Source organism: Mycobacterium sp. ABE4_509 (assembly GCF_056160785.1).
The window spans coordinates 1-17,517 of record NZ_JBSWXU010000019.1 but is presented as its reverse complement, the minus strand read 5'-3'; the positions used below and the strand labels follow the sequence as shown (position 1 = coordinate 17,517).

Here is a 17,517-nt window from a genome sequence, read left to right as displayed (position 1 = left end):
CGCAGACGGTCCGGTACGGTGCGCACTTGTGCGGAGGACGGCGGCGATCAGCGCAGCGGCGGCAACGCTGGCCGCAACGTTGACGCTGACCCTCGCGGGATGCGGTTCGGGTGATTCGACGGTGTCCAAGACGCCCGGTCCGACCGCTGCGCCGGCCGCGCCGGCTGACCCGGAACCGGCCGAATCCCCAGCTCCGACCGTCGCCGCTCCCGACACCGGAACGTCGGAGGATCCGTGCGCGGTCGACCTGACCGCCCCCGAGATCGCCAGAGCGGTCTCGGAGCTGCCACCCGACCCGCGCAGCGATCAGGGCTGGCGGGCCGAGCCGATGGCGGGCAACTACAACCCGTGCGCCCAGTTGTCGGCGGTGATCGTCAAGGCCAACACCAATTCGGAGAACCCGAACACCCGGGCGGTGATGTTCCATCTGGGCAAGTTCATCCCGACCGGGGTTCCCGACACGTATGGCTTCAACGCCCTGGAAGGCTCGCAGACCACCGGCGACACCGTGGCACTGAAGTACAGCAACGGCGTCCCCGGACTGGACAGCGTGGTGAAGTTCCGCTGGAACGGCAGCGGGGTGGAGTTGATCGGCAACACCGGCTGAGGTGTCGGCGGCCTCACCTACAGTGGCTGCGTGTTCGTCGCCGACAGTGGCCCGGTCCGCTACAGCGTCATCTACAGCGCCTCTGATCTCGCCGCCGCGGCGCGCTGTGAGTACGCGCTGCTGCGGTCGTTCGACGCACGACTGGGCCGCGGGCCGGCGGTGTCCGGCGATGACGATCTGTTCGCCCGGACGGCCGACCTGGGTACCGAGCACGAACGCCGCCACCTCGACCAACTGCGCAGCGCCGGCGAGGTGGCCACCATCGGGCGGCCCGACTACACGGTCGCCGGCCTGACCGCCGCCGCCGAGCAGACGCTGCGCGCGATCGAGCGCCGTGCCCCGGTGATCTACCAGGCCGCGATGTTCGACGGCCGGTTCGCCGGGTTCGCCGACTTTCTGCTCCTCGAAGACGGCACCGACGGCCGGCAGCGCTACCGGCTGCGCGACACCAAACTGGCCCGATCGGTGAAGGTCGAGGCGCTGCTGCAGCTGGCGGCCTACGCCGAGAGCCTCACCGAGGCAGGGGTGCCGGTGGCACCCGAGGTCGATCTGGTGCTCGGCGACGGAACCACGGTCAGCTATCCGCTCGACGAGCTGGCACCGGTGTACCGGCCGCGGCGCGACGCGCTGCAGCGGCTGCTCGACGGGCACCTGGCCGGTGGCCGCCCGGTGGAGTGGGCGGACGAGAGCATCCGCGCGTGCTTCCGGTGCGACGAATGCCAGGCGCAGGTCCGCGCCCACGACGACCTGCTGTTGGTCGCCGGCATGCGGGTCAGCCAGCGCGCCCGGCTGATCGACGCCGGGATCACCACCGTGCGCGAACTGGCCGCGCACACCGGAGCGGTGCCCGAGCTGGCACCGCGCGCGGTGTCGGCGTTGACCGAGCAGGCCCGGCTGCAGCTGGCCGACCGGGAAGACGGGATGCCGCCCTACCGGGTGGTCGACGCGCAGCCGCTGATGGTGCTGCCCGACGCCGACAGAGGAGACCTGTTCTTCGATTTCGAGGGCGACCCGCTGTGGACCGTCGACGGCCGCGAATGGGGTCTGGAATACCTCTGGGGGGTTCTGAGCATCACCGACGAGTTCCGGCCGTTCTGGGCCCACGACCGCGCCGGGGAGCGCCAGGCCCTCGCGGACTTCCTGACCTTGGTGCGCAAGCGGCGCAGGAAGCACCCCGGCATGCACATCTACCACTACGCGGCCTACGAGAAGAGCACACTGCTGCGGCTGGCCGGGCACTACGGGGTCGGTGAGCGCGAGGTCGACGAGCTGCTGCGCGACGGGGTACTGGTCGACCTCTACCCGTTGGTGCGCAAGAGCATCCGGGTCGGCACCGAGAACTACAGCATCAAGAGCCTCGAGCCGCTCTACATGGGCAACGAGTTGCGCGACGGCGAGGTCACCACGGCCACCGCGTCGATCACCGAGTACGCACGATACTGCGGGTTGCGCGACGCCGGGCACACCGACGAGGCGGCGACGGTGCTCAAGGGGATCGAGGACTACAACCGCTACGACTGCCGCTCCACCCGGCGGCTGCGGGACTGGCTGGTGGCCCGCGCCATCGAATCGGGTGTTCCGCCGCGGGGGCCGGTGACCATCACCGGTCGCGCCGAGGTGGATCCGCCCACCCCCGACGACGTCGAACGCACACTGCTCGAGTTCGCCGGCGACGCGGTCGAGGCGCGCACCCCCGAGCAGACCGCGGTGGCGATGCTCGCCGCCGCCAAGGGTTTCCACAAACGCGAAGACAAGCCCTTCTGGTGGGCGCACTTCGACCGGGTGAACAACCCGGTCGAGGAATGGGCCGACAACGGCGGCGTGTTCATCGCCGACCACACCGACATCGTCGCCGACTGGCACACCCCGCCGCGGGCGCGCAAACCGCAACGGCGCCTGAGGCTGTCCGGGGAGATCGCCGCCGGCGAGCTGAACCACGAGATGTACGCGCTCTACGATCCGCCCGCTCCGGCGGGCCTGGCAGAGGACCCCGACCGCCGGGCCTTCGGCTCGGTGACCGTCGTCGAATGCGACGACCCGGAGGTGCCCACCGAAGTGGTCGTCGTGGAGCGTCAGCCCAAGAACGGTGAGGTCTTCTCCGCCACCCCGTTCGCACTCACCCCGGGGCCGCCGATCAACACCGCGCCGCTGCAGGAGGCGATCGCGGCGACGGCGGCCGCCGTCGCCGGCCGACTGCCCGAGCTGGCCGCCGATGCGGTCACCGACATCCTGCTGCGCCGCGACCCGCGCACCCGCAGCGGCCGTCCGCTGCCGCGCAGCGCAGACGTCGTCGGCGACATCGCCTCGGCGCTGCTGGATCTCGACGATTCCTATCTGGCCGTGCACGGCCCGCCGGGCACCGGGAAGACGTTCACCTCCGGGCGGGTGCTCGCCGAACTGGTCACCACACACCACTGGCGTATCGGGGTGGTCGCCCAGGCGCATGCGGTGGTGGAGAACCTGTTCCGGGATGTGCTGGCTGCCGGTGTGCCCGGCGACCGGGTCGGCAAGAAGGTGCAGACCGTCAGCACCGGATGGACCGAGCTGGGCCGCGACGACTACGCGGCGTTCATCGACAGCCATGACGGGTGCGTGGTCGGGGGCACCGCATGGGATTTCGCCAACTCCACCAGGATCGCTGAGCGCAGCCTCGACCTGCTGGTCGTCGAGGAGGCCGGGCAGTTCAGCCTGGCGAACACCATCGCGGTGGCGCGGGCGGCCCGCAACGTGCTGCTCCTGGGCGATCCACAACAGTTGCCGCAGGTCAGCCAGGGCACCCACCCGGAACCGGTGGACGGGTCGGCGCTGGGCTGGCTCGTCGACGGGCACCACACGCTGCCGCCGCAGCGCGGCTATTTCCTGGACCGCTCCTACCGGATGCACCCCGAGGTGTGCCGGGCGGTCTCCCGGCTGTCCTACGACGGCCGGCTTCGCTCCCACGACGAGGTCACCGCCACACGCCGGCTCGACGGCGTGGCGCCCGGTGTGCGGACGCTGGCCGTCGAGCACACCGGAAACGCCACGGCCAGCCCCGAGGAGGCCGCGGCGATCATCACCGAGATCCAGCAGCTGCTCGGCACCCCCTGGACCGACCAGGACGACACCCGGGGACTCGCGCAGAGCGACATCCTGATCGTCACCCCGTACAACGCGCAGGTGGTGGCGATGCGCCAGCACCTGGACCGTGTCGGGCTGGCCGGTGTGCGCGCCGGCACCGTGGACAAATTCCAGGGCCAGCAGGCCCCCGTGGTGTTCGTCTCGATGACGGCGTCCTCGGTTGACGACGTGCCACGCGGAATCGCTTTCCTGCTCAACCGAAACCGCCTGAACGTCGCGGTGAGCCGGGCGAAACACCTGGCGGTGATCGTGCGGTCGGCCCAGCTGACCGACTACCTTCCCGGGACTCCGGACCGGCTGGTGGAGTTGGGCGCGTTCCTGTCGCTGTGCGGATGTGATACACCCTCGGGGTGACCGAACCGCTGACCGCACGGCTGGCCGCGATCGTCGGCGCCGGATATCTGAGTACCGACCCGGACGTGCTGGACGGCCGCAGTGTCGACCACACCGGCCGCTACCGGGGCCGCGCCAGCGTGCTGGTGCGGCCGGGATCGGCCGACGAGGTCGCCGGGGTGCTGCGGGTCTGCCGCGACGCCGGCGTCTGCGTCACCGTGCAGGGTGGGCGCACCTCGCTGGTGGCCGGGACGGTGCCCGAGCATGACGACGTGCTGCTGTCCACCGAACGGCTTCGCACCGTCGGTGACGTCGACGTGGCCGAGCGCCGTGTCCGCGTCGGCGCCGGGGTCACGCTGGCCGAGGTGCAGCGCGCGGCCGACGCCGCGGGTCTGCTGTTCGGGGTCGACCTCGCCGCCCGCGATTCGGCGACAGTGGGCGGCATGGCATCGACCAACGCCGGCGGACTGCGCACCGTGCGCTACGGCAACATGGGCGAGCAGGTGCTCGGCCTGGACGTCGCCCTGCCCGACGGCTCGATCGTGCAGCGGCACAGCCACGTCCGCGCCGACAACACCGGATACGATCTGACCTCGTTGTTCGTCGGCGCCGAAGGCACCCTCGGCGTGATCACCGGGCTCGACCTCCGGCTGCATCCCACCCCACGGCACCGCATCACCGCGATCTGCGGCTTCGCCGACCTGGCGGCGTTGGTGCAGGCGGGTCGGGTCTTCCGGGATATCGAGGGCATCGCGGCACTGGAACTCATCGACGCCCGCGCCAGCGCGCTGACCGCCGAACACGCCGGGGTGGCGGCCCCGGTTCCCGGCGCCTGGCAGCTGTTGATCGAACTGGCCGGCGACTGCGACCTGACCGACCGGCTGGCCGACGCGCTGGAGGACACCGAGTTGGCCGGGGAACCTGCCGTCGGGGTGGACGCGGCCGCCCAGCAGCGGCTGTGGCAGGTGCGCGAAGCCGTCGCCGAGGTTCTCGGCGTCTACGGGCCGCCGTTGAAGTTCGATGTCTCACTTCCACTTTCAGCTGTTCCACGGTTCGCCGAGGACGCCGCCGCACTGCTGGCGGCCCACGCCCCGGAAGCCATCCCGGTGTTGTTCGGCCACGTGGGTGAAGGCAACCTGCACCTCAACGTGGTGCGCTGCGCACTGTCCGGTGACCCCGAGCGCGAGCTCTACTCGGCGATGATGGCCCTGATCGCGGCCTGCGACGGCAACGTCAGCTCCGAGCACGGCGTGGGCACCCGGAAACGCGGCTACCTGTCGATGTCGCGGACCGACGCCGACATCACCGCGATGCGGGCGGTCAAGTCGGCGTTCGACCCCGCCGCCCTGCTCAACCGGGCGGTGCTGTTCGGCTAGCGCGGTGGGTTAGCGTGATCGGGTGCCCGGCATCGACGCTGACTATCTGGTCATCGGGGCGGGCGCCATGGGGATGGCGTTCGTCGACACCGTGCTCGCCGAAACCGATGCGACCGTGGTGCTCGTCGACGCCAACCAGCAACCCGGCGGGCACTGGAACTGGGTCTATCCGTTCGTGCGGCTGCACCAGCCGTCCGCCTACTACGGGGTGAACTCGCAGGAGTTCGACACCGAGGGCCGCCTCGACGAGTCCGGGCCCAACGAGGGGTTCTTCGAGCTGGCCACCGGCCACGAGGTCTGCGCCTATTACGAGCGGGTGCTGCGCCACCGGCTGCTGCCCACCGGCCGGCTGTCCTACTTCCCGATGTCACACTATCTGGGCGACAACACCTTTCGGACTCTCGGAGGCGAGCAGTACACCGTGACGGTGCGCCGCCGCACCGTCGACGCCAGCTATCTGCTGACCAATGTGCAATCCATGCGCTCGGCGCCGTTCGCTGTCGCCAACGGCGTCGAGGTGGTGGCGCCCAACGGGCTGCCCCGCCGCGCCGGCGGCCGTGAGCACTTCACGATCGTCGGCGGCGGCAAGACCGGGATGGACTGCTGCCTGTGGCTGATGCGCAACGGGGTGCCACCCGAGCGGCTGCGCTGGGTGATGCCGCGGGACGGCTGGCTGCTCAACCGCGCCGACATCCAGCCGGGGCAACGGTTCGCCAAGCAGATCCGCACCACCATCACCTCGCGCCTGAACGCCATCACCGAGGCGAGGTCACTCGACGACCTGTTCGCCCGGCTGGAGGCCGCCCAGAACCTGCTGCGGCTCGATCCCTCGGTGCAGCCGACCATGTACCACTGCGCGATCGTGTCGCTCGGCGAACTGGCCGAGCTGCGGCGCATCGACGACGTGGTGCGGCTCGGCCACGTCGACCGGGTCGAGGCCGACCGTGTCGTGCTGCGCGGCGGCAGCATCGAGGCGCCGCAGCGTTCGCTCTACGTCGACTGCACGACGCCGGGCCTGCCCAGGCCGCCATCGGTGCCGGTGTTCGATGGCGACCACCTCACCCTGCAGAGTGTGCGAGGCTGCCAGCAGGTGTTCAGCGCGGCGTTCATCGCCCACGTCGAGACGGCCTACGGCGACGACGGAACACGCAACGAGCTGTGCGAACCGATCCCCCACCCGGATGTGCCGGCGGACTGGTTGCGGATCCTGGCGGCCGACAACCGCGCGCAGCTGCGCTGGCTGCAGGACCCGGAGTTGATGGACTGGTTGCAGTCGGCCCGGCTGAACGTGCTGCGCGATGTCATCCCCCGCATCCCCGACAAACCCCGGGTCCGCGAGAAGGCGATCGGAGCGCTCACCGCGATGCTCAGCAAGACCAACGAACAACTGGCCGCGCTGATGGGCTCCGGCACCGACGCTCAGTAGCGCGAGTGCCTGCCGGAGGGGCCGGGGCCGTCTCCGCGGGCGGGCCCACCGGGCGGCCGGTTGCGGCCCCGCTCGTCTGCCGGGGCCGTGTCGTAGCCGGCGAACCCGTTGCCGGCGGGCTCGGTCGGCTCCGGGGTGGCCAGCAGCTGATCGAAGATGTTTCGCCATTCCGGGTCCGACGGCGCGGGCGGCGACCGGCGCGGCGGGTGCTGGTCGAGATGCTCATGCACGCGCTCGACGACCGGGTTGAGCGCGTCGGTGTCCTGCACATCGTCTCCGGCGTCTCCGGCGTCTCCGGCGCCTTCCGTTGGCGCGTCGTCCCAGCTCACGACGTACTCGACGTAGTCGTCGTCGTCGACCCAGTCGTCGTGGTCGGCCCACTCGTCTTCGCCGGGGCCGGCGGTCTGGACGGGGCCGGGGCCGGCGGTCTGGACGGCGCCCGGCGCGGGGTCACCGGTACCGCCGGGGCCGGGCAGCGTCGTCATCCGGGAACCGACGAAGCCCAGCAGGAACAACGCGGCCACCACACCGAACAGCGCGACGAACGCCGGCAACAGCATCGCCTGCGACATCGCGGCGGCGAACGGTTCGTGCAGGAACTCCGGCAGCAGGGTCGCCGAGCCCTCCCCGCGCGGAGCGGCGTCGGCCGCCCCCGGGATCTCCGCGGACAGTCGCGAGGCCATGAAGGCCGCCATCCCGGCGCTGCCCAGCACCGAGCCCACCTGGCGGGTGGTGTTGTACACCCCTGAGCCGGCTCCGGCCAGTTGCGGCGAAAGGTTCCTGGTGGCCGTCGCGGCCAGGGGCGACCAGATGAACGCCATGCCCACCCCCATGGCGGTCAGCGGCAGCAGCAGCCGCCAGATCGGGGTCGTCGGCGTCATCTCGATCGACAGCCAGGTCAGGCCGATGGCGATCACCGAGAACCCGAAACCGACGACCGGCCTCGGGTGGGAGCGGTCGACGATCCTGCCGACGACCGGGGCCAGCACACCGGTGGCGACGGCCATCGGCGCGGTCAGCAGCGCCGCGCGGGTCGGGGTGAGCCCACACACCGACTGGGCGTAGAACATCAGCGGCAGGAACATCGACGTCGCGACGAACCCGATGGTCGCCACCCCGACGTTGGACAGCGAGAAGTTGCGCTCGCTGAAGATGGTCAGCGGGATCAGCGGCTCGCCGGAGTTGACCGACTGCCAGTAGACGAATACCGCCAGGATGACGGCGCCGATGGCGATGGTCGCCCAGATCCACAGCGGCCAGCCGAACGCCTGACCCTCCTGCAGCGCGAACACGATGAGGAACAGGCCGACGCCGGAGAGTACGACGCCGGGCAGATCGAAGTGGTGGGTCACCGTGGGCAGTGCCGGGACCATCCTGGCCGCCAGCACCAGGCCGACGAGCCCGACCGGCACGTTGACGAAGAAGATCCACTGCCAGCCCAGATGATCGACGAGAACGCCGCCCGCCAACGGCCCGACCAGGGTGGCCACCCCGGCGGTGGCTCCCCACACGCTCATCGCCACGCCGCGACGATGGGCGGGGAAGATCCGGGTGATCACCGACAGGGTCTGCGGCGTGAGCAGCGCGGCGCCGATGCCCTGGACCACCCTGGCCGCGACCAGCATGCCGATGCTGCCGGACAACCCGCACCACAGCGAGGCCGCGGTGAACACCGCGAGACCGAGCAGGTAGACGTTCTTGGGTCCGTAGCGGTCGCCGAGGCGTCCGGACACCAGCAGCGGCACCGCGTAGGCCAGCAGGTAGGCGCTGGTCACCCAGATCACCGCGTCGTAGTCGGCGCCCAGGTTTGCCATGATCGACGGGTTGGCGACCGCGACGATCGTCGCGTCGACCAGGATCATGAAGAAGCCGATGAGCAGCGCCCACAGCGCATGCCAGGGGTTGGCGGCCCGGGCATGCGGCGGCTGTGAGGTCAACAGGGTCGGGGGCACGAGTGTCGGCGAATTTTTTACCTAGAGGTCGAAGTGCGCAGCGCACAGAGTAAATCGGTTCGGCCCGACGCTACGGATCGACGGGTATCGCGACAAGTCCGCCGCGCAGCGCGCCGAAGCTAGGCCGGCTCGGTCACTGCCCGGCCCACCGCGCCGGGGCGGGCGGCGTTGCGGTGTGCCCCCGTTGCCACGAGTGCCAGCAGCGCGACGAACACACCGGCGAACATCACCGACGCCATCGCGAACTCATCGTTGCCCAGCACTCCCACCACCGGGGCGATCGCCGCGCCGAGCCCGAACTGGGCGGCACCGAGAAGTGCGGCGGCGGTGCCCGCGGCGTCCGGGTGCCGCGACAGCGCGACGGCGGGTGCGTTGGGGATCACCAGGCCCATGGCACCCAGGATCGCCCAGACCGGCACGACGAATCCGACCAGCCCGCCGACCCCGGCCGTCGCCAGGGCGACGAACACCGCCCCGGAGACCGAGGCCGCGAACAACGCCCACACCATGATCCGTTGCGGGGAGAACCGGGCCAGCAGCACGACGTTGAACTGGGTCGAGGCGATCAACGCGACCGCACCGGCCCCGAACACCAGCGCGAAGGTGCCCTGGCTGAGCCCGTAGCGGCCCTGCAGCACGAACGACGCACCCGAGATGTAGGCGAACAGTCCGGACATGCCCAGGCCTGCGACCAGCACCAGGATCACGAACCGGGCATCGCGGAGCAGCAGCAGGTAGGTCGACAGAATGCCGCCCACCTTCAGCGGCCGCCGGTGGTCCACGGGCAGTGTCTCGGGCAGCGCCAGCACTGCCATCACCAGCAGCGCGCCGGCGAGTACCACCAGCGCGGCGAACACCCAGTGCCACGATGCGTGCAACAGCACCGCCGCACCCAGCGATGGAGCCACCACCGGTGCGACGCCGAGCACCAGCATCAACCGCGACATCACCGTGGCGGCGACGGAATCGCTGAACAGGTCACCGACCACCGCGATCGCGACGACCATCGCCGCCGCCGCGCCGACGCCCTGCAGGCCGCGGGCGATGCCGAGGACCGCGATGTTCGGGGCGAACAGGCACAGCAGTGAAGCGGCCATGTGCAGCAGGATTCCGCCCACCAGCGGCTTGCGGCGGCCCAGCGAGTCCGACAGCGGGCCGATGATCAGCTGGCCCAGTGCCAGCCCGGCCAGCGTGCCGGTCAGGGTCAGCTGGGCGACCGAGGAGGTCAGCGACAACTCGTCGGCGATCTTGGGCAGCGCCGGCAGGTACATGTCGATGGTCAGCGGGCCCAGGGCGACGAGCAGGCCGAGGACGACGATCATCCGGGTCCTGCTCGGCTGCTGGAGCGGCTGCGCCGAGCGATCGGTTTGGAGCTGCCTCTCGTCCACGTCCCGGGATGGTGCCATGAATATCGTTAGCGCCGCTTCCCAATTCTTTGTTCCCCACATCGCAGACAGTGACCACAGTCACGTCCGGCGCGCGCCGGCACCGGACAGCGTCGCCGTTCGTTGTGTGGTCAGGCACACGGATACCCCGATATCCGCTGCACAACGGCTAACCTGGTGGAACCGCGCCGAGGAAAGGGGCCCACCGATGAGTGCCCGTTCACGCGCCGCCAGCCAGTCGCCGGCACTCAGTCCGGACGATCCCGGCACTGCGGCCAAAGTCCTCTCCCAGATCATCGAGCGCGGATCGCGGGTGCAGGGCCCGGCCGTCAAGGCCTATGTGGCCAGGCTGCGGGAAGCCCACCCCGGCGCCGGCCCGGCCGAGATCATCAGCAAGCTGGACGCCCGCTACAAGGCGGCGGTGATGGGCAGCGGGGCCGCCGTCGGTTCCGCGGCGGCCTTCCCCGGCATCGGGACGCTGGTCGCGATGTCTGCGGTGGCCGGCGAGACCGTCGTCTTCCTCGAGGCGACGGCGGTGTACGTGCTCGCCGTCGCCGAGGTGCACGGCGTCCCCGCCGATCACCGTGAGCGGCGCCGCGCTCTGGTGCTGGCAGTTCTCGTCGGCGAGGACAGTAAACGTGCGGTCACCGATCTGCTCGGCTCGGGCCGCACCAGCGGGGCCTGGTTGTCCGACGGCGCGGCGACGCTGCCGCTGCCGGCGTTGTCGCAACTGAACACCCGGCTGGTGCGGTACTTCGTCAAGCGCTACACACTGCGCCGCGGCGCGATCGCCTTCGGCAAGCTTCTCCCGGTCGGGGTGGGTGCAGTGGTCGGCGGCGTGGGTAACCGGTTGATGGCTAAGAAGATCGTCGCCAACGCCCACATGGCCTTCGGGGATCCGCCGAGACGGTGGCCCGCGCGGTTGCACGTGCTTCCGCTGCCGCGCCGCTAGCCTGCCGCTCATCGCGCGCGTTCACCCGTTCGACACCGTGGGTTCAACCGCTCGGTTGTGCGGGTTGGGTGACCGTGACGACCATAACGACGTTGCCTGGTCCGCCCGGCGGCATAAGCGCTAGCCTTTATACGGCGGATACGTGGGACAACCGCACACCGGGTTGAAAAGGGGTGGCCGGCCGCTGCTGGGCGCTGGCCCGAAGCGAAGAATTGAGGCGAATAGCAGCCGTGAGTTCACCTTCACCATTCGGTCAGAACGAGTGGTTGGTCGAAGAGATGTACCGCAAGTTCCGCGAGGATCCCTCGTCTGTCGATCCGAGCTGGCACGAGTTTCTCGTCGACTACTCCCCCGAGCCCACCGACACCGCTCCCGGCAACGGCAACGCCGCCACGGCAGCGAACTCGGCTGAGGCCGCTCCGCCCGAACCCGCTCAGGCACCCGCGCCCAAGTCCGCCGGCAGCAACGGCGCCGCGAAGCCGGCCGAGAGCGCCAAACCCGAGTCCAAGCCCGCACCCAAGTCCGAGTCCAAATCCGCGCCCAAGTCGGAGTCCAAGTCCGACTCCAAGGCCGAATCCAGGCCCGCAGCCAAGACGGACGCCAAACCCGCGACCAAGAGCCAGCCGAAGACCCCGGCCAAGGACGAGCCCGCCGCCAAGAGCGCACCGGCCGCCGCGGACGACGAGAACCAGGTGCTGCGCGGCGCCGCCGCGGCGGTGGTGAAGAACATGTCCGCCTCGCTGGAGGTTCCGACCGCCACCAGTGTGCGGGCCATTCCGGCCAAGGCGATGATCGACAACCGGATCGTCATCAACAACCACCTCAAGCGCACCCGCGGCGGAAAGATCTCGTTCACCCACCTGCTGGGCTACGCGATCGTTCAGGCGGTCAAGAAGTTCCCGAACATGAATCGGCACTTCGCCGAGGTCGACGGCAAGCCCAACGCCGTCACACCAGCCCACACGAATCTCGGTCTGGCGATCGACCTGCAGGGCAAGGACGGCAAGCGCGCATTGGTGGTCGCGGCCATCAAGAACTGCGAGACGATGAGCTTCGGGCAGTTCATCGCCGCCTACGAGGACATCGTCCGCCGCGCCCGCGATGGCAAGCTCACCGCCGAGGACTTCTCCGGGGTGACGATCTCGCTGACCAACCCGGGCACCATCGGCACGGTCCACTCGGTGCCGCGGCTGATGCAGGGCCAGGGCGCGATCATCGGCGCCGGGGCGATGGAATACCCCGCCGAGTTCCAGGGCGCCAGCGACGAGCGCATCAACGAGGTCGGCGTCGGCAAGCTGATGACGCTGACGTCGACCTACGACCACCGCATCATCCAGGGCGCCGAGTCGGGCGACTTCCTGCGCACGATCCACCAGCTGCTGCTCGACGACGACTTCTACGACGAGATCTTCCGTGAGCTGGGCATCCCGTACGAGCCGGTGCGCTGGCGCATCGACAACCCGGACCCCACCGAGGACAAGAGCGCGCGGGTGATCGAGCTGATCGCCGCCTACCGCAACCGCGGCCACCTGATGGCCGACATCGACCCGCTGCGGCTGGACAAGACCCGCTTCCGCAGCCACCCCGACCTCGACGTCAACACCCACGGGCTGACGCTGTGGGACCTGGACCGCGAGTTCAAGGTCAACGGCTTCGCCGGGCAGGACCAGAAGAAGCTGCGCGACGTGCTCGGCCTGCTGCGTGACGCCTACTGCCGCCACGTCGGGGTGGAGTACACCCACATCCTCGAACCCGAGCAGCAGAAGTGGCTCGAGGAACGCATCGAGGTCAAGCACGAGAAGCCGACGGTCGCCGAGCAGAAGTACGTCCTGAGCAAGCTCAACGCGGCCGAAGCGTTCGAGACCTTCCTGCAGACCAAGTACGTCGGCCAGAAGCGGTTCTCCCTGGAGGGGGCCGAGACCGTCATCCCGATGATGGACGCCGCGATCGACCAGTGCGCCGAGCACGGGCTCGACGAGGTCGTCATCGGCATGCCGCACCGCGGCCGGCTCAACGTGCTGGCCAACATCGTCGGCAAGCCCTACAGCCAGATCTTCACCGAGTTCGAGGGCAACCTCAATCCGTCCCAGGCGCACGGATCCGGCGACGTGAAGTACCACCTCGGCGCCACCGGCACCTACATCCAGATGTTCGGCGACAACGACATCGCGGTGTCACTGGTCGCCAACCCCAGCCACCTCGAGGCCGTCGACCCGGTGCTGGAGGGTCTGGTGCGGGCCAAGCAGGACATCCTCGACAAGGGCAACGGGCCCGACGGATTCACCGTCGTGCCGATGATGCTGCACGGCGACGCCGCGTTCGCCGGTCAGGGCGTGGTCGCCGAGACGCTGAACCTGGCGCTGCTGCGCGGCTACCGCACCGGCGGCACCATCCACATCATCGTCAACAACCAGATCGGCTTCACCACCTCGCCGTACGACTCGCGGTCCTCGGAGTACTGCACCGACGTCGCGAAGATGATCGGCGCGCCGATCTTCCACGTCAACGGCGACGACCCCGAGGCCTGCGTGTGGGTGGCCAAACTGGCCGTCGACTTCCGGCAGAAGTTCAAGAAGGACGTCGTCATCGACATGCTGTGTTACCGCCGGCGCGGGCACAACGAGGGCGATGACCCGTCGATGACCCAACCCAACATGTACGACGTCATCGACACCAAGCGTGGCGTCCGCAAGACCTACACCGAGGCGCTGATCGGCCGCGGCGACATCTCGATGAAGGAGGCCGAGGACGCGCTGCGCGACTACCAGGGCCAGTTGGAGCGGGTCTTCAACGAGGTTCGCGAACTCGAGAAGCACGAGATCGAGCCGAGCTCGTCGGTCGAAGAGGACCAGATGGTGCCGGCCGGGATGAGCACCGCGGTGGAGAAGGCGCTGCTGCAGCGCATCGGTGACGCGCACCTGGCCGCCGGCGGGGACTTCAACGTCCACCCGCGGGTCAAGCCGGTGCTCGAGAAGCGCCGCGAGATGGCCTACGAGGGCAAGGTCGACTGGGCGTTCGCCGAACTGCTGGCGCTGGGCTCGTTCCTGGCCGAGGGCAAGACCATCCGGATGACCGGTCAGGACACCCGCCGCGGCACGTTCACCCAGCGGCACTCGGTGATCATCGACCGCAAGACCGGCAAGGAGTTCACCCCGCTGGACCTGCTGACCGTCGACTCCGAGGGCAACCCGACCGGCGGCAAGTTCATGGTCTACGACTCGGCGCTGTCGGAGTTCGCGGCGGTGGGCTTCGAGTACGGGTACTCGGTCGGCAACCCGAACGCGCTGGTGCTGTGGGAGGCCCAGTTCGGTGACTTCGTCAATGGCGCGCAGTCGATCATCGACGAGTTCATCAGCTCCGGCGAGGCCAAGTGGGGTCAACTCTCCGATGTGGTGCTGCTGCTGCCGCACGGGCACGAGGGCCAGGGCCCGGACCACACCTCGGGGCGCATCGAACGCTTCCTGCTGCTGTGGGCCGAGGGCTCGATGACCATCGCGATGCCGTCGACCCCGGCCAACTATTTCCACCTGTTGCGCCGCCACGGACTCGACGGCATCCACCGGCCGCTGATCGTGTTCACCCCGAAGTCGATGCTGCGCAACAAGGCGGCGGTGTCCGACCTGAAGGACTTCACCGAGATGAAGTTCCGCTCGGTGATGGAGGAACCCACCTACGACGAGGGTGACGGCGACCGGTCCAAGGTCAGTCGCATCCTGCTGACCAGCGGCAAGATCTACTACGAGCTGGTGGCCCGCAAGGCCAAGGACAAGCGCGAGGACGTGGCGATCGTGCGGTTGGAGCAGTTGGCTCCACTGCCCAAGCGCAGGCTGGCCGAGACGCTGGACCGCTACCCGAACGCCGAGCAGTTCTTCTGGGTCCAGGAGGAGCCGGCGAACCAGGGCGCCTGGCCGACGATGGGCCTGACGCTTCCGGAGGTGATGCCGGACAAGCTCACCGGAATCAAGCGGATCTCGCGGCGGGCGATGTCGGCGCCGTCGTCGGGGTCGTCGAAGGTGCACGCAGTCGAGCAGCAGGAATTGATCGACGAAGCGTTCGGCTGATCCTGTTCGGGCCCGGTCTGCTCGGCGCCCGCCGGGCGGCCGCGGGCGGGGACGGCACAGCCGCACCCGCCCGGGCCGGCAGTGTGTCAGCCGAAGAACGAGAACGGACGCCCGTCGGTCAGGGCAGTCACCGCGCGCGGGCAGAAGATCTGGATCGCCAAGCCGGTGAACATCGTCGCGGGTCCGATCGGTCGGCCCAGCGCGTCGGCGACATCGGCGGCGACGTCGGCCAGGTTCTGGCCGGGCTCGGCCAGCATCGGGCACACGGCCTCGCCGACCCGGGTGGCGGTGGCCGGGTCGATTCCGCCGAGCCCAGGGAGCCCGTAGTCACCCAGTGCCGCCAGGAACACATCGGCACCGGTGTCGGCCTGTGCCGGCGGCGCGGAGACCGTCACCACGGTGGCGGCTGAGACCAGAGCGGATGCGGCTACCGCGAGCTTGAAGCGCTTCATACCCTTGGTTTCGTCGGGGCGGACCGCAGCATTACGCCGCCCCGCACCCGCCCGACTCGGTACCCGCGGTACCGGGTAGGCTGGAATCTCACTCAACACGCGTACAACAACACCGGAAACACGAGGGAGTGTCCATGGAAGGCTTCGCGGGAAAGGTCGCCGTCGTCACCGGCGCCGGGTCGGGAATCGGCCAGGCCCTGGCCGTCGAGCTGGGACGCTCGGGCGCCCACGTCGCCATCAGCGACGTCGACACCGAGGGTCTGGCCGCCACCGAAGAACAGCTCAAGGCGATCGGCGTGCACGTGAAGTCCGACCGAATCAACGTCACCGAGCGTGAGGCCTTCCTGCTCTACGCCGACGCCGTGGCCGAACACTTCGGCAAGGTCAACCAGATCTACAACAACGCGGGCATCGCCTTCACCGGCGACATCGAGATCACCGAGTTCAAGGACATCGAGCGGGTCATGGACGTCGACTACTGGGGCGTGGTGAACGGAACCAAGGCGTTCCTTCCGCACCTCATCGCCTCCGGCGACGGCCACGTCGTGAACGTCTCCAGCGTGTTCGGGCTGTTCTCGGTTCCCGGCCAGGCCGCCTACAACTCGGCCAAGTTCGCCGTCCGCGGATTCACCGAAGCACTGCGCCAGGAGATGGATCTGGCCGGCCACCCGGTGAAGGTCAGCTGCGTGCATCCCGGCGGCATCAAGACCGCGATCGCGCGCAACGCCACCGCGGCCGAGGGAATCGACGCCGGTGAACTCGCCAAGGACTTCGACGCCAAGCTGGCCAGCACCACACCGGAGAAAGCCGCCCAGATCATCCTCGACGGGGTTCGCAAGAACAAGGCCCGGGTGCTGGTCGGCAATGACGCCAAGGTGCTCGACGTCGCCGTCCGCGCGCTCGGCGCCGGCTACCAGCGCATCTTCCCCCCGGTGATGAAGAGGCTGGCACCGCACTCCCGCTGAGCCCCGCTCAGTTGCCGACACCGAGGGGGTGCGCGTCGAGCCACTGGCCGGCTACCGCGCCCGGCTCGGCGCCCTCGGCCACCCGGCGGCGCATGTCGGCCAGCGAGCCGGTGTCCAGCACGCCGGCGATCTCGTTGAGCGCCAGCACCTGCGACTCGGTCAGCTCGTTGCGCCGGTACAGCGGAACCAGGTTCTCGGCCCGAACCAGCGCGGTGGTGTCCGACAGCACCACCACCTCCGCGGGCACGTCGGGGGCCGCGGTCGTCGTCCAGGCGGCGTCGATCCGCCCGGACCGCAGCGCGTCGAACATCGCCGTGTCGTCGGGGAACTCGCCGGCCGGGGGCAGCTCGCAGGTCCCGACCGACAGCGGGCCCGGTCTGCCCCGCACCGCACCGACGGTCAGATCCGAGCAGTGTGCCGGCACCGCCGACACATCCCGTTCGGGCCAGGACTGCGCCACCCGCTCGGTGACCGCCAGTGCCGGCTTGTCCTGCGCCGACACGGTGTAGTCGCCGGCGGCGATCCCCTCCGGCAGCGCCGCGAGCAGCGTGCGGTACACCTGCGCATCGGAGCGGGCCGGCGACTCGGGGTCGAGCCGGCCCAGCATCTGACCGGTGAACACCGGCGCGACCTTGATCTCGCCGGAATCCAGCGCCGACAGCGGATCGCGGGCCTCCTGCACATGCGCAGGGTTGCCGTAGAAGCGCAGCGCTGCGGCATACAGATTGGCCACCACCTGCGATTCCGGGGATGCGCTCGCCCCCACCGGAATCGACGGCGGCGGTGGCGGACCGCCGCACGCCACCGCCAGCACTGCGACGAGCAGCGCGACCACCAGCCGGGGGCGGCCGCTGAGCAGGCGCGCCCGGATCAGCCGGCCAACTCCTCGGA

11 protein-coding genes are annotated in these 17,517 nt (G+C 69.7%); 7 read left to right on the top strand and 4 right to left on the bottom strand.

Annotation, left to right across the window (positions count from 1 at the left end):
• The first annotated feature begins 28 nt into the window (after positions 1-28).
• The 4 genes from ACXAID_RS06635 to ACXAID_RS06620 are packed head-to-tail and all read left to right on the top strand — an operon-like array spanning position 29 to position 6,859.
• Complete coding sequence (locus ACXAID_RS06635; RefSeq protein ID WP_475021396.1) at positions 29-607, top strand: LppP/LprE family lipoprotein; 579 nt, start codon at positions 29-31, stop codon at positions 605-607.
• A 30-nt stretch (positions 608-637) separates the two neighbouring features.
• Positions 638-4,078 carry a TM0106 family RecB-like putative nuclease gene (locus tag ACXAID_RS06630; protein ID WP_475021395.1) on the top strand — a complete coding sequence of 1,147 codons (3,441 nt, stop codon included), beginning with the start codon at positions 638-640 and terminating at the stop codon, positions 4,076-4,078.
• 8 nt (positions 4,079-4,086) lie between these two features.
• The gene (locus tag ACXAID_RS06625; RefSeq protein ID WP_475021431.1) at positions 4,087-5,433 is read left to right on the top strand and encodes an FAD-binding oxidoreductase; all 1,347 of its coding nucleotides are present in this window, start codon (positions 4,087-4,089) and stop codon (positions 5,431-5,433) included.
• 22 nt (positions 5,434-5,455) lie between these two features.
• Positions 5,456-6,859 (top strand): NAD(P)/FAD-dependent oxidoreductase, encoded by a 1,404-nt coding sequence (locus ACXAID_RS06620; protein ID WP_475021394.1) that lies wholly within the window; start codon positions 5,456-5,458, stop codon positions 6,857-6,859.
• Here ACXAID_RS06620 and ACXAID_RS06615 read toward each other — a convergent pair.
• Both ACXAID_RS06615 and ACXAID_RS06610 read right to left on the bottom strand, forming a co-directional pair.
• Positions 6,853-8,811 (bottom strand): MFS transporter, encoded by a 1,959-nt coding sequence (locus tag ACXAID_RS06615; protein WP_475021393.1) that lies wholly within the window; start codon positions 8,809-8,811, stop codon positions 6,853-6,855. The two genes, ACXAID_RS06620 and ACXAID_RS06615, sit on opposite strands and share 7 nt — an antisense overlap.
• Positions 8,812-8,930: 119 nt before the next feature.
• Positions 8,931-10,217 carry a multidrug effflux MFS transporter gene (locus ACXAID_RS06610; RefSeq protein WP_475021392.1) on the bottom strand — a complete coding sequence of 429 codons (1,287 nt, stop codon included), beginning with the start codon at positions 10,215-10,217 and terminating at the stop codon, positions 8,931-8,933.
• 187 nt (positions 10,218-10,404) lie between these two features.
• On the opposite strand from ACXAID_RS06610, the gene ACXAID_RS06605 reads away from it, so the two are divergent.
• Positions 10,405-11,148 carry a hypothetical protein gene (locus ACXAID_RS06605; protein WP_475021391.1) on the top strand — a complete coding sequence of 248 codons (744 nt, stop codon included), beginning with the start codon at positions 10,405-10,407 and terminating at the stop codon, positions 11,146-11,148.
• Between the two features lie 278 nt (positions 11,149-11,426).
• Positions 11,427-15,209, top strand: a complete 3,783-nt coding sequence (locus ACXAID_RS06600; RefSeq protein ID WP_475021430.1) for a multifunctional oxoglutarate decarboxylase/oxoglutarate dehydrogenase thiamine pyrophosphate-binding subunit/dihydrolipoyllysine-residue succinyltransferase subunit — start codon at positions 11,427-11,429, stop codon at positions 15,207-15,209.
• Positions 15,210-15,295: 86 nt separating this feature from the next.
• Here ACXAID_RS06600 and ACXAID_RS06595 read toward each other — a convergent pair whose 3' ends face one another.
• The gene (locus ACXAID_RS06595) at positions 15,296-15,661 is read right to left on the bottom strand and encodes a DUF732 domain-containing protein (RefSeq protein WP_475021390.1); all 366 of its coding nucleotides are present in this window, start codon (positions 15,659-15,661) and stop codon (positions 15,296-15,298) included.
• A 134-nt stretch (positions 15,662-15,795) separates the two neighbouring features.
• Between ACXAID_RS06595 and ACXAID_RS06590 the strand changes: the two genes are divergently transcribed.
• Positions 15,796-16,626 carry an SDR family NAD(P)-dependent oxidoreductase gene (locus ACXAID_RS06590; protein ID WP_475021389.1) on the top strand — a complete coding sequence of 277 codons (831 nt, stop codon included), beginning with the start codon at positions 15,796-15,798 and terminating at the stop codon, positions 16,624-16,626.
• Positions 16,627-16,633: 7 nt separating this feature from the next.
• Here the strand turns inward: ACXAID_RS06590 and ACXAID_RS06585 are convergent, their stop codons facing one another.
• Positions 16,634-17,485 (bottom strand): glycine betaine ABC transporter substrate-binding protein, encoded by an 852-nt coding sequence (locus ACXAID_RS06585; protein WP_475021429.1) that lies wholly within the window; start codon positions 17,483-17,485, stop codon positions 16,634-16,636.
• Between the last annotated feature and the right edge of the window lie 32 nt (positions 17,486-17,517).

What these genes read in the sequence shown, in the direction of transcription:
- ACXAID_RS06610 (WP_475021392.1), bottom strand. Translation starts at nt 10,217, where the DNA reads ATGGCACCATCCCGGGACGTGGACGAGAGGCAGCTCCAAACCGATCGC.
- ACXAID_RS06605 (WP_475021391.1), top strand. Translation starts at nt 10,405, where the DNA reads ATGAGTGCCCGTTCACGCGCCGCCAGCCAGTCGCCGGCACTCAGTCCG.
- ACXAID_RS06600 (WP_475021430.1), top strand. Translation starts at nt 11,427, where the DNA reads ATGTACCGCAAGTTCCGCGAGGATCCCTCGTCTGTCGATCCGAGCTGG.
- ACXAID_RS06595 (WP_475021390.1), bottom strand. Translation starts at nt 15,661, where the DNA reads ATGAAGCGCTTCAAGCTCGCGGTAGCCGCATCCGCTCTGGTCTCAGCC.
- ACXAID_RS06590 (WP_475021389.1), top strand. Translation starts at nt 15,796, where the DNA reads ATGGAAGGCTTCGCGGGAAAGGTCGCCGTCGTCACCGGCGCCGGGTCG.